Below are 12,883 nucleotides of genomic sequence, written 5' to 3'. Positions count from 1 at the left end.
GGCGGCGCTTACGACGTCCGTCCTTCGCGGGACCTTCCTTACGCCGACGCCTTCGCGGCGGCAGCGGAATCGGCCGTGGGTCCGGCCGTCGCTGCCTCGCGGTCGGGCGCGAGCGGGTCGGTCACCGTGCCGGTCTCTTCATCGAACAGCCCCTGCGCCAGCCTGGTCACCGCTGCGGGGACCGGCGGCGCCAGGTCGGCCACGGCGCGGAGACCGGACAGGACGTCGTCGGGTCGTACGGCAGGCGTCACGTGCCGAACAACCAGCCGCAGTATCGCACAGGGCTGGTCGGTCGGCCTATCAGCCGGATCACTATGCGTTTCAAGTTGTACGACCGCGGGGCGCGCGTCGAAGGTCCGGACGCCGTTCTTGGTCATGCGCTGGACCTCGACGGCGTCGGCGGTGTTGAAGGCCGAAACGGCCCGCTCCGCCTCGGCCGGGTCCACGCCGTCCAGCCGCAGCTCCCACACGGAAGCCGTGAGCCGGTCGGCGAGCCCGGAGGTCCGGGCCTCGACCGCGTCGACGACATCGAGCCCGGCGGGCAGCGACTCGTCGAGCAGGGCTCTCAACTGCTCCGGATCCCGCGCCTCGGTGAGGGCGATCTCCAGGAACTCCGCCTCACTGCCCGTGCCGGTGGGTGCGGCATTGGCGTACGACACCTTCGGATGCGGCGTGAACCCCGCCGAGTACGCCATCGGCACCTCGGCGCGGCGCAGCGCACGCTCGAAGGCGCGCTGGAAGTCACGGTGGCTGGTGAACCGGAGGCGGCCGCGCTTGGTGTAGCGGAGTCGGATGCGCTGCACCGCGGGTGCGGGCGGCGGGCCTTCGGGCTGTCGCTTGCCCAGTGTCGTTCAGTCCTTCGTGAGAGCGGTCGTACTGCTACCAAGAGTACGTGTCTCGCGGCCCGGAGGTTCCCGCCGGACCGCGATCCCGGTCCGCTCGGGCTCCCCGAAGAGCAGCCGCCGGAAATCGGCCCGCGCCTGCCGCGCGGACTCCCGGGCGGCGGCGAGCGCCAGCCGGGTGGCCCGCCCCACACTGCGCGCCGCCTCGGCGACGGGCCGCAGCACGGCGTCCCGTACGACATGCCCGACGGGCGTGAGCACGGTCCGGTAGACCCAGCTGACGGGCTCCACGAAGATCCACCGGAAGAGGGTTCCGAGAGCCCGCCCCACGGCGAGCGAGATCCGCCCGGCCACCCGCCAGGCATGCCCGACCGCCTGCCCCACCTCGCGCCCGACGACGGCGAGCAACCGCCCTACGGGCACCAGCACCCACCGCCACAGGGCGAGCGCGGGCAGCACGAACAGCACCCGCCCCGCCCAGTACAGCCCGATCCCGACACCGGTGGCGACCATGCCCACGACCCACGCGGTCGCCCGCCCCACCGGCGCGAGCACCCGCTCGTACACCCACAGGGCGGGAACGGCGACGAGATACCGCACCAGCCATGCGATACCGGCGTACACACCGCCCCCGAGCAGGGCGAGCACCGCCCCCGTCCCCCTGAGCACCCGTATCACGCCGTGCCCGACGGGCGTCAGCACGCGCGCGTACACCCACACCAGGGCCTGTCCGAGGGGCGTGAGGACATACCGGTGGAACCACTTGAGCGGAAGGACGACGAGGACGTTCGCGAGCCACCCCGACGCCCTGCCCAAGGGCACGACGACGTACCGCCAAAGCCCCACGAAGGGCCACACGAACACGGCCCGCGCGACCCACAGCAACGCCCGTCCCACCGGCCGGAACACGGTGCCGTTCAGAAACCGCCCGGCGACGGCGAGCGCATCCCACACCATCCGCACCGGCACGAGCAGTACGAGCACGACGATCCGCACGGGAAGGCGGATCGCCACGACGAGGCACCCTTCGGGCGACTGCCGGGCGGGCTGCTTTCCGGGGTGCCCGGCGGTCGGCTTCTGCAGATCCATACCCACACAGACGCCGGGACCGCCCGTCCGGATCCCTCGTCGGTACACCGATGAGTTCCGGAGCCGGGCGGAGTCCACCTCTGTACCAGCGAAAGCCACGCGCGAGCTCTGTGAGGGGACCATGACCACCCACGCACTACCACCTGTCGTCGACGCCGCAACGTGGGAGCGCAAGCTCCAAACACTGCGGGCCCGGGAGAAGGCCGCGACGCGGGAGCTCGACGCCATCGCCGCCGAGCGCCGCCGTCTGCCGATGGTCGAGATGCCCGACTACACCCTGGAGGGCGAGGACGGCCCGGTTCGGCTGACGGACGTCTTCGAAGGCAGGAGGCAACTGATCGTCTACAGCCACATGTGGTTCGCCGGCCAGGAATGGCAGTGCCCGGGCTGCACGGGGTTCACCTCGCAGTACACCCGCCTGGAGTTCCTCGACAACTACGACGCCCGGTTCGTCGTCGTCACACAGGGCCCGATCGACGAGGCACTCGCCTACAAGCAGCGCGTCGGCAACCGGATGGCGTGGTACTCGACCGCGAACAGCTCGTTCGGGACCGACGTCGGCGCACCGCCCGGCGGCGGATTCGCGGTCAACGTCTTCCTGCGCGACGGCGACACCGTCTACCGCACCTGGCACACCGACGGCCGCGGCACCGAGCAGCTCGGTCACGCGTTCGCGCTGATCGACCTCCTGCCGTACGGCCGCCAGGAGGAATGGCAGGACTCACCCGAGGGCTGGCCCCAGTCCCCGACCTACAGCCGGTGGGCGGCGTCCAAGGACATCGCCGCGCTCTACGGGCCGGGCTCCGGCGGCGGCTGAACCCTGGTGTCGGCCCATGCCCGGATTGCCTCCGCGTGCTCACGGATCAGGGACATACGGGCCTCCCATTCCGCTCCGCTGCGATGGTCGGGGTGGGCGGTGATCTGGCCGCCGTGCTTGCGGTAGGCAAGTCCGGTGCCGCCGATGAACCATCCGTCCGCCAGGGCGTCCAGACCGAGCAGAAGCCCGGTGTCGCCCGAGGCGGGCAGGGCCATCCAGCCGCCCAGCAGCGCCAGCAGGGACCGCCTCACGCACAGGGTGGCGGGGTGGACCTGCGGCCGGTGGTGCTCGGTCCAGAAGCCGAACGCGCTTCCCCTGGGGAGCCGGCCCGGTTGCGGGTCGCTCGATTCGAACGAGACGGTGCTGCCGTCCTCCAGGAGATCGACGACCCGCGACGTGGTCCAGCCGACCGAGGCATCCTCCTCCAGCACGGCGAGGTCACGTGCGAGAGTGCCGGGGGTGAGCTGGTCATCGGCGTCCAGCGTCTTCACGTAGGCACCGGTCGAGCGCGCGAAGGCCATGGTCCGGGCCACGTGAGGGCCGCCGGCGCGGGACGCCGAGATCCGGATCCGTGGATCGCCGGCAGGCAGACACGACTGTGCGCCGACGTCACTGCCGTCTTCCTGTACACACCACTCCCAGGACCATCCGCCGGGAAGGTCCTGGGCGAACAGAGAGGCGTAGGCGTCAGGAAGGAAACGGACAGCGCCGCTGTGCACCGGGGTGACGACGGAAACGACATTCAGTGCGGGCATGGGTGTTGGCACTCCAGGTGATGTCCGCAGGACGATCTTCCATTCGGAGCCACCCTACGGACAGGGACGACCGCACCGGACAGCCGGATGGGGCAGGGTGGCCGGACGATGCTCCACGGGCACTGCTGTCAGTGCGTCTGCCGGTCCTCACCGCCGACACGGCCTCGCCGGTGCGACAGGAGCTTGATCTTCGCGCGCTCGCCGGGGACCGGGATGTCGAGTGGCGGGTGTTGCCGGCGACCTGAACGTGTCTGCGACTGATCCTCAGGCAGGACGCCTTCACGGAGGCCTCCGCCCGTCCCGACGCCCGAGCTCGGTAGCTCCGATGAACCACTGAGCCTCCCGACCGGGAGGCTCAGTGGTTCACTCAGCTCCGGCTGGGCGCACCGTTCTTGACCGTAAGAGGCAGCAACTTCTTACCCGTCGGTCCGACTTGGATCTCGGTCTGCATGGCAGGACACACCCCGCAGTCGAAGCAAGGCGTCCACCGGCAGTCCTCGACCTCCGTCTCGTCGAGGGCGTCCTGCCAGTCCTCCCAGAGCCAGTCCTTGTCGAGGCCGGAGTCGAGGTGGTCCCAGGGGAGGACCTCCTCGTACGTCTTCTCGCGTGTGGTGTACCAGTCGACGTCGACGCCGAAGGCGGGCAGCACCTTGTCCGCGCAGCTCATCCAGCGGTCGTAGGAGAAGTGCTCGCGCCAGCCGTCGAAGCGGCCGCCGTCCTCGTAGACGGCGCGGATGACGGCGCCGATGCGGCGGTCGCCGCGGGACAGCAGGCCCTCGACGATGCCGGGCTTGCCGTCGTGGTAGCGGAAGCCGATCGAGCGGCCGTACTTCTTGTCTCCGCGGATCTTGTCCCTGAGCTTTTCGAGGCGGGCGTCCGTCTCCTCGGCGGAGAGCTGGGGAGCCCACTGGAAGGGGGTGTGGGGCTTGGGGACGAAGCCGCCGATGGAGACCGTGCAGCGGATGTCGTTCTGGCCGGAGACCTTGCGGCCCTCGGCGATCACGTTCATCGCCATGTCGGCGATCTGGAGGACGTCCTCGTCGGTCTCCGTCGGCAGGCCGCACATGAAGTACAGCTTCACCTGACGCCAGCCGTTGCCGTAGGCGGTGGAGACCGTCCTGATCAGGTCCTCTTCCGAGACCATCTTGTTGATGACCTTGCGCATGCGCTCCGAGCCGCCCTCGGGCGCGAAGGTCAGGCCCGAGCGGCGGCCGTTGCGCGTCAGTTCGTTCGCCAGGTCGACGTTGAAGGCGTCCACACGGGTGGAGGGGAGGGAGAGGCCGATCTTGTCCTCCTCGTACCGGTCCGCGAGACCCTTCGCGATGTCACCGATCTCCGAGTGGTCCGCCGAGGAGAGGGACAGCAGGCCCACCTCCTCGAAGCCCGTTGCCTTCAGGCCCTTCTCCACCATCTCGCCGATGCCCGTGATGGAGCGCTCGCGGACCGGGCGGGTGATCATGCCGGCCTGGCAGAAGCGGCAGCCGCGGGTGCAGCCGCGGAAGATCTCCACCGACATGCGCTCGTGGACGGTCTCGGCCAGGGGGACGAGGGGCTGCTTGGGGTACGGCCACTCGTCCAGGTCCATGACGGTGTGCTTGGACACACGCCACGGGACGCCCGACTTGTTCGGTACGACACGGGCGATACGGCCGTCGGGGAGGTATTCGACGTCGTAGAACGCCGGGATGTACACCGAGCCCGTCTTCGCGAGGCGGAACAGGACCTCCTCGCGGCCGCCCGGCCGGCCCTCCGCCTTCCAGTCGCGGATGATCTTCGTCATGTCCAGCACGGCCTGCTCGCCGTCGCCGATGATCGCCGCGTCGATGAAGTCCGCGATCGGCTCGGGGTTGAAGGCCGCGTGGCCGCCGGCCAGGACGATCGGGTCGTCCAGCCCCCTGTTCCTGGCCTCCAGGGGGATCCCGGCGAGGTCCAGGGCCGTCAGCATGTTCGTGTAGCCGAGCTCCGTGGAGAAGCTGAGCCCGAACACGTCGAAGGCCTTCACCGGCCGGTGGCTGTCCACCGTGAACTGCGGGACGGCGTGCTCCCGCATCAGCGCCTCCAGGTCCGGCCACACGCTGTAGGTGCGCTCGGCCAGGACGCCCTCCTGCTCGTTCAGGACCTCGTAGAGGATCATGACGCCCTGGTTGGGCAGCCCGACCTCGTAGGCGTCCGGGTACATGAGCGCCCAGCGGACGTCACAGGACTCCCACGGCTTGACCGTGGAGTTGAGCTCTCCGCCGACGTACTGGATCGGCTTCTGCACATGCGGGAGCAGAGCTTCGAGCTGCGGGAACACAGACTCGGCGGCCGCAGCGACTTCGGCAGACATCTCGCGAACCTTCGTGGGATGGGCTGGATGGGATGGTCTGAACTGACAGGGGTGACCATCTAGCCTAACGCGGCCGTGCACCCGCCCCGACCGTTCGGACCTCGCGGGACGCTCAGACCTGCATCCCGTCCCTCACCTCCCGCCAGGCAGCGGGCAGCTGCGTCTCCACGGCCGCGGCACGCCCTTCCTCGCGGCCGTAGAGCACTCCGTACGTGAAGGAGCTCTCCCCCGCCGCGTGGGCCACGGCGGACAGCTCGCGCAGGGTCTGGCGGGTCATGACGCTGTCCTGGTGGTCGCCCAGCAGGTTCTGCAGGGACTTCATCGACTTGGCCAGGGCGGATGCCGCGCTGCCGAGGGCCGGTGCGGCCGTCTCCGCCGAGTACCGCGTCCGCTTGGCCTTCTTGCGGGCCTCGTGCAGGGCGAGGTCGCGGTCGTGGCCGGGTTCCAGGCCGAGGGCCTGCTCGACCAGGTCGGACAGCTTTCCGAAGTCCTTCCGTACGGCCTTGGCGATCACCTTCTCCGGCTTTCCGGCGGCCGCCGCCAGCCGCGGCGGGTCCGCGACCAGCGCGTCCAGACTGTCGAGCAGCTTCAGATAACGCTGGGAGTCCAGGACGCCGGTCAGACGGCGGCGCGATCCGCCGCGGCGGGCGTTCATCCAGGTGCGCAGCCTGGTGCGGATCGGGCCGGAGAGCAGCGTCCTGGGCAGTTCGTCCAGGGCCGCCGTCAGACGCTCGGTCAGCACCTCCCGGTCCCGGTCCACGCCGAGCTCGCCGGCCAGCCACTTCAGTTCGTCGCCGATGGGGTCCGTGACGGTCCGGTCGAGGACCTTGCCGTACGAGCGGAAGGCGCTGCGCATACGGCGGGTGGCGACGCGCATGCGGTGCACGGAGTCGTACACGTCCTGCCGTACGGCCGGGTCGAGCTCGATGATCGCGTCGCGCTGCTCGCGGACGTAGGCGAGGACGTGGTCACCGGCCGTCACCGGCGGCTTCGTCTGCTCCTTCTTCCTGCGCTTCTTCTTCGGAGCGGTCTCCGCCAGGGCCCGGGCCAGCTTCGACGCCGACGCGGACGGTCGTACGCCCGCCTTGCGCAGCCGTTTGTCGACCTTGTCGAGGAAGGCGGGGTCGCCGCCGTCGGCGAGTTCCACCTCCAGCTCGGTCCACTGGGCCGCGCCGCCGTCGCCGGTGAGCCGTTCGGCGCGTACGGCGTCCACGCTGACCTCCGCGAGCAGCCGGCCCCCTGCGTCCACGAGGTCGCGTACGTCGCGGTCGGAGCGCAGCCGGACCACGGGCAGCAGTTCGGCGTCGCGGACCCGGGAGCGGACGAGTCCGGCGAGGCTGCGCGGGACGGTGTCGGAGAGCGGGGCCCGGATCTCGTCGCGGACACCGGGGGCGACCGGGAACTTCAGGTGCCAGCCCGCGTCGGAGCCGCCGGTGCGGCGGCGCAGGGTGATGGCGGACGCGGCGAGGCGTTCGTCGGCGGTGTCGTAGTAGGTGGCGTCCAGGTGCGCGACCCCTTTGTCGACGACGGCGTCGATACCGGCGACCCCGGTCAGGTCGGGCAAGCCGCTCTCGTCGGACTCGTACTTACGCTCGATCTCGCGCTTTGTGTCCGCCATGAACCGAATCTAGTTGCTGCCGGGGCATGACGACAGGGGCCGCATCTTTCAGCCTGTCCGGCGTTGAGGACGAGGCAGTTCAGGCCGAAGGGGGGTCTGGGGGCACAGCCCCCAGGGCCGCACCCTCCACTCACCCGCACCGGACCCGGCTCAACCGCCGGAGGCCTACGCCGACATCGGTCGCTGCACCCTGATGGACTGCAGCAGCCCCACCGCTATCCAGATCGCGAACATCGACGAGCCGCCGTACGACACGAAGGGCAGCGGCAGGCCGGTGACCGGCATGATGCCGAGGGTCATGCCGATGTTCTCGAAGGTCTGGAAGGCGAACCAGGCGACGATCCCGGCGGCGACGACCGTGCCGTACAGCTCGGTCGAGTCGCGGGCGATGCGGCAGGCGCGCCACAGGACCACACCGAGCAGGAGGATGATCAGTCCCGCGCCGACGAAGCCCAGTTCCTCGCCCGCGACCGTGAAGACGAAGTCGGTCTGCTGCTCGGGCACGAACTGGCCGGTGGTCTGCGAGCCGTGGAAGAGGCCCGCGCCGGTCAGACCGCCCGAACCGATCGCGATGCGCGCCTGGTTGGTGTTGTAGCCGACGCCCGCCGGGTCGAGCGCCGGGTTGGCGAAGGCCGCGAAGCGGTTGATCTGGTACTCGTCCAGGATGTGCAGCTGCCAGATGGCGATGCAGCCGACGACGCCGGCCGTGATCAGGCCGAAGACCCAGCGGTTGGAGGCGCCGGAGGCGAGCAGCACGCCCAGGATGATCGTCAGCAGGACCAGGACCGTGCCGAGGTCGGGCATGAGCAGCACGATCAGGATGGGCACTGCGGCCAGGCCCAGGGACTGCAGGACCGTGCGGTGGTCGGGGTACTTCTTGTCGCCCGCGTCGACCCGCGCCGCCAGCATCATCGCCATGCCGAGGATGATCGTGATCTTCACGAACTCGGCGGGCTGCAGGGAGAAGCCCCCGCCGAAGACGATCCAGTTGCGGCTGCCGTTGATGGTGGCGCCGAGCGGGGTGAGCACCAGGAGGATCAGGAACACCGAGGCGCCGTACAGGATCGGGACGGCGGTGCGCAGGGTGCGGTGGCCGAGCCAGACCGTGCCGGCCATCATGGCGAACCCGATGCCGGTGTTCATGATGTGCCGGATGAGGAAGTAGTACTGGTCGCCCTGGTTGATCTCGGTGCGGTTGCGGGTCGCCGAGAAGACGAGCACCGAGCCGATCGCCGAGAGCGCGAGGGCCGCCAGCAGCATCGGCCAGTCGAGCCTGCGGGCCACCGAGTCGCGGGCGAAGATCCTTGTCCAGCCCGCGCGCCGGGGGCCGTACCCGGGGACGGAGAAGCTGCCTGCACCGGTCATGTGAGCATCCTCCGGCTTCCCCGCCTGCGCGGCCGCCTGCGGGTGGTCCGGTTGGTCGACGTGGGTGAGGCCGTGGTCGCGGCCGGCTGGGTCCCGCCCGGGGAGGGGCTGGCGTTGTCGTTGGCGTGGAGTTCCTTGGCCGGGTCCTTGGCGACCTTCGGCGAGGCGATCGTGCCGTCGGTCTTGACCTTCGGCAGCCCCTGCTGCGGGGTGGGCAGCAGTGCCTTCTTGTTGTCGATCGAGCCGTCGGGCTGGACGCCGTAGAGGGCGCTGTAGATGCTGCGGACGGCCTCACCGGAGGCGCCGGAACCCGTACCGGCCTGGGCGATCGTCATGACGACCGTGTAGTCCTTGGAGTAGGTGGCGAGCCAGGAGGTGGTCTGCTTGCCGTAGACCTCCGCGGTACCGGTCTTGGCGTGCAGTGTGATCTTGTCCTGCGGCCAGCCCTTGAACTTCCAGGCGGCGGTGCCGCTGGTGATGACGCCCGCGAGGGCCTTGTCGATGCCCTTGTGCGTGGCTTCGCTGATCGGGAGCTTGCGCAGGACCTGGGGCTGGATCTCCTTGACGGTCTTTCCGTCGGCGCTGATGATCGCCTTGCCGATGGTCGGGACGTGCTCGGTGCCGCCGTTGGCGAGGGCCCCGTAGATCATGGCCTCCTGGATCGGGGTGAGGAGGGTGTCACCCTGGCCGATGGAGTAGTTGATCGAGTCGCCCTCGCGCATCTTGTAGCCCTCGAGGCAGCCCTCGTACTCGATCTTCTCGACGTAGGTGCCGCCCTTCTTGCCGCTCTTGCACCAGGCGTCCTTGTTGGCCTTCCAGTAGTCCTGCTTCCACTGGCGGTCGGGGACGCGGCCGGTGACCTCGTTCGGCAGGTCGATGCCGGTCTGCTTGCCGAGGCCGAACTGGTGGGCGGTCTTGTAGAAGTAGTCCTTGGGCTCACCCTTCTTCGGGTTGATGCCGCCGTCCTTCTTCCACTCGCGGTCGGCGAGACCGTAGAAGACCGTGTCGCAGGAGACCTCCAGGGCCCGGCCCAGCGAGATGGGACCGAAGCTCTCGCCCTCGAAGTTCTTGAAGACCTGGCCGCCCACCGAGTACGAGCTGGTGCAGGGGTATCCGCCGTCCCAGGCGTAGCCGGCCTGGACCGCGGCGGCCGTGGAGACCACCTTGAAGGTCGAACCCGGCGCGGACTGACCCTGTATGGCCCGATTGAGCAGCGGGTAGTCGGAGTCCTTGCCGGTGAGCTGCTTGTAGTCCTTGGCGGAGATACCGCCGATCCACACGTTCGGGTCGTACGTCGGTGCGGACGCCATGGCGACGATACGGCCGGTCTTGGCCTCCATCACGACGACGGCACCGGAGTCGGCCTTGTACTTCTCGCCCGTGACCTTGTCGTACTGGGTGCGGGCGATCTTCATGGCGTTGTCCAGCTCGTACTCGGCGACCCGCTGGACGCGGGAGTCGATGCTGGTGACGAGGCTCGAACCGGCCTGGGCGGCATCGGACTTGGCCTTGCCGATGACCCGGCCGAGGTTGTCGACCTCGTAGCGGGTGACGCCGGCCTTGCCGCGCAGTTCCCTGTCGTACTGGCGTTCCAGTCCGGAGCGGCCGACCTGGTCGGAGCGGAGATACGGCGAGTTGGTGTCCTTGGCCTTCTGGATCTCCTCGTCGGTGACGGGCGAGAGATAGCCGAGGACCTGCGCGGTGTTGGACTTGCCGGGACCGGGGTAGCGGCGCAGCGCCTCGGGCTCGGCGGTGATGCCGGGGAAGTCCTCGGAACGCTCGCGGATCTGCATGGCCTGGCGGGGCGTGGCCTCGTCGGTGATGGGGATCGGCTGGAAGGGCGAGCCGTTCCAGCACGGCTGGGGCGTCTTGGCGTCGCACAGCCGGACCCGCTGCATGACCTCCTTGGGCTTCATGCCCAGGACCCCGGCCAGCTTGGTGAGGACCGCCTTGCCGTCGTCCTTCATCTTCAGCAGGTCGGTGCGGGAGGCGGAGACCACGAGGCGGGTCTCGTTGTCGGCGAGCGCCACACCGCGTGCGTCGAGGATCGAGCCGCGTACGGCGGGGTCGACGACCTGCTGGACGTGGTTGCCGGATGCCTCCTTGGCGTACTGGCTGCCCTCGCGGATCTGCAGGTACCACAGCCGGCCGCCGAGGGTGCCGAGCAGGGAGAGGACGAGGATCTGGATGACGACGAGCCGGATCTGGACCCTTGGGGTCCGTCCGGTCTCGGGAATATTGGTCACTGCGGCTGCCTCCTCCTCTCAGTGTGTGTACGTGTCATATACGACGGAGCTGTGAATGCCGATCGCCGCCAAGTCCCGCCCGCTCACAGCCGCTTGACCCCCTTGATGCGGCCCACGCGCGCGGTGCGGGTGCGGGCCCTGGTCTTCAGGCCGCCGAGGCCGCCGCGCTGGCCGCCGAGCTTCAGGCCCGTCCCGGCGGAGATCCAGCCGGAGGTGATGTCGGTGGCCTTCTTCGAGGGGGAGCTGCTCTCGGCGAGCGGGTCGTTGTCCGCACGCCGGGCCAGGGCCATGATCCCGGGGACCACGAAGGGGGCGAGGAGCAGGTCGTACAGGGCCGCCGTGAACATCAGGCTGACGAGGCCGACATGGCGGGCCGCAGTGTCGCCGACGAGGGCGCCGACACCGGCGTACAGCAGGGTCGAGCCGATGGCGGCGGCGACCACGACGACCATGGGGCCGGTGGCCGACTTGAGCCGCCCGTTCTCCGGTCTGGCCAGCCCGGCGAGGTAGCCGATGACGCACAGCACCAGGGCGTAGCGGCCCGCGGCATGGTCGGCGGGCGGGGCCAGGTCGGCGAGCAGGCCGGCGCCGAAGCCGACCAGGGCGCCGCCGACATGGCCGTACACCAGGGCCAGGCCCAGCACGGTGAGCAGCAGCAAGTCGGGGACCGCGCCCGGCAGATGGAGCCGGGCGAGGACGCTCACCTGGACCACCAGGGCTACGACGACCAGGGCCGAGGAGAGCAGGATCCGGTTGACGCGCATGGGGATTCAGCTCCTACTGCTACGGGGTCTGGCCGGGCGACGCGGTCGCGGACGGGGTGACCGTGACGGTGACCGTCGGTGTGGGCGTCGGCTTGGGCTTGTTCGGGAGCACCGTGTCGCGCGGGTCCTTCTTCGGGGTCTCCACGACGACGCCGACGATGTCGAGCTTGGAGAAGCTGACGTACGGCGTGACGTAGAGGGTGCGGGTCAGGTCGCCGCCGGACGGGTCGACGCGGGAGACCACACCGACCGGGACGCCCGGCACGAAGGGCTTGTCGGCCTCGGAGCCGAAGGTGACCAGGCGGTCGCCCTTCTTCACGTCCGCCTTGGAGTTGAGCAGTTCGACGCGGAGCGGGCGGTCGCCCTGCCCGGTGGCGAAGCCGAGCTCGTCGCTGCCCTCCATGCGGGTGCCGACGGTGAAGTCCGGGTCGTTGGCTAGGAGGACGGTCGAGGCGTCGGGGCCGACGTTGGTGACCCGTCCGACCAGGCCGTCCCCGTTCAGCACGGTCATGTCCCGTTTGATGCCGTCGTTGGCGCCGACGTCGATGGTGATCGTCCAGGAGAAGCCCTGGGCCGCTCCTATGGCGATGACCTGGGCGCCCTTGATGCCGTACTGGCCCTCGGCGGAGACCTTCAGCATCTTGTCGAGCTGCGCCAGGCGGCTGCGGTTGCGGTCGTCGCTGCCGAGTTTCGCCTTGAGGGCCGCGTTCTGTGTCTCCAGACGGGCGAGCCGGTCGTGCCGGGTGCCCGAGTCACGGACCGCGGAGACGGCGTCGCCGACCGGGTTCACCGCCGACGACACACCGTCCTCGATCGGGCCGAACACCGTGGCCGCGACCTGCCGCGCACCGTCGACCGGGGAGTCCTCCCCGCCGCGGATGTCCACCGTGATCAGTGCGAACGCGATGGCGATCAGCAGCACCAGGAGCAGCCGGCTCTCTCGTGTGTCCCTCACGTGCGGCGGCCGTGCCTTCCTCATAGGAATGTGCAGAGGTTCAGGTGTTCAGTTCAGTGTTGAGTTCAGGGGGCAGTTCCAGCGTGCAGAGGCATATGGGCGA

General features: G+C 69.6%; 10 protein-coding genes and 1 pseudogene. 2 read left to right on the top strand and 9 right to left on the bottom strand.

Annotation, left to right across the window (positions count from 1 at the left end):
* Positions 1 to 38: 38 nt before the first annotated feature.
* Positions 39 to 803: a TIGR03936 family radical SAM-associated protein gene (locus LJ657_RS01500; protein ID WP_232646246.1), complete on the bottom strand. Its 765-nt coding sequence runs from the start codon at positions 801 to 803 to the stop codon at positions 39 to 41.
* Positions 804 to 851: 48 nt separating this feature from the next.
* Positions 852 to 1,931 carry a hypothetical protein gene (locus LJ657_RS01495; protein ID WP_232646245.1) on the bottom strand — a complete coding sequence of 360 codons (1,080 nt, stop codon included), beginning with the start codon at positions 1,929 to 1,931 and terminating at the stop codon, positions 852 to 854.
* A gap of 121 nt (positions 1,932 to 2,052) precedes the next feature.
* On the opposite strand from LJ657_RS01495, the gene LJ657_RS01490 reads away from it, so the two are divergent.
* Positions 2,053 to 2,748, top strand: coding sequence for a DUF899 domain-containing protein (locus LJ657_RS01490; RefSeq protein WP_232646244.1), 696 nt, complete (start codon positions 2,053 to 2,055; stop codon positions 2,746 to 2,748).
* Here LJ657_RS01490 and LJ657_RS01485 read toward each other — a convergent pair.
* The gene (locus LJ657_RS01485; protein ID WP_232646243.1) at positions 2,721 to 3,503 is read right to left on the bottom strand and encodes a glycosyltransferase family 2 protein; all 783 of its coding nucleotides are present in this window, start codon (positions 3,501 to 3,503) and stop codon (positions 2,721 to 2,723) included. The genes LJ657_RS01490 and LJ657_RS01485 overlap by 28 nt on opposite strands.
* 101 nt (positions 3,504 to 3,604) lie before the next feature.
* Between LJ657_RS01485 and LJ657_RS01480 the strand changes: the two are divergent.
* Positions 3,605 to 3,762 (top strand): annotated as a pseudogene (locus LJ657_RS01480) (recombinase family protein); the annotation flags it as partial.
* A 108-nt stretch (positions 3,763 to 3,870) separates the two neighbouring features.
* Here LJ657_RS01480 and LJ657_RS01475 read toward each other — a convergent pair.
* The 6 genes from LJ657_RS01475 to mreC all read right to left on the bottom strand — a co-directional run bounded on the left by LJ657_RS01475 (position 3,871) and on the right by mreC (position 12,780).
* The gene (locus LJ657_RS01475; protein ID WP_232646242.1) at positions 3,871 to 5,832 is read right to left on the bottom strand and encodes a TIGR03960 family B12-binding radical SAM protein; all 1,962 of its coding nucleotides are present in this window, start codon (positions 5,830 to 5,832) and stop codon (positions 3,871 to 3,873) included.
* Positions 5,833 to 5,944: 112 nt separating this feature from the next.
* Entirely contained in the window at positions 5,945 to 7,450 is a 1,506-nt protein-coding gene (locus LJ657_RS01470; RefSeq protein WP_232646241.1) for a CYTH and CHAD domain-containing protein, read from the bottom strand.
* Positions 7,451 to 7,615: 165 nt separating this feature from the next.
* A complete protein-coding gene (gene rodA, locus LJ657_RS01465; protein ID WP_232646240.1) occupies positions 7,616 to 8,815 on the bottom strand; it encodes a rod shape-determining protein RodA in 1,200 nt (399 codons plus the stop codon).
* A complete protein-coding gene (gene mrdA, locus LJ657_RS01460) occupies positions 8,812 to 11,061 on the bottom strand; it encodes a penicillin-binding protein 2 (RefSeq protein WP_232646239.1) in 2,250 nt (749 codons plus the stop codon). The genes rodA and mrdA overlap by 4 nt, the downstream gene beginning before the upstream one ends.
* Positions 11,062 to 11,144: 83 nt before the next feature.
* Entirely contained in the window at positions 11,145 to 11,825 is a 681-nt protein-coding gene (gene mreD / locus LJ657_RS01455) for a rod shape-determining protein MreD (RefSeq protein WP_232646238.1), read from the bottom strand.
* A gap of 19 nt (positions 11,826 to 11,844) precedes the next feature.
* Entirely contained in the window at positions 11,845 to 12,780 is a 936-nt protein-coding gene (gene mreC / locus LJ657_RS01450) for a rod shape-determining protein MreC (RefSeq protein ID WP_232646237.1), read from the bottom strand.
* Positions 12,781 to 12,883 lie beyond the last annotated feature (103 nt).

Source organism: Streptomyces guryensis, from assembly GCF_021261325.1.
Taxonomy (GTDB): domain Bacteria; phylum Actinomycetota; class Actinomycetes; order Streptomycetales; family Streptomycetaceae; genus Streptomyces; species Streptomyces guryensis.
This window is presented reverse-complemented; position numbering and strand designations above follow the sequence as displayed.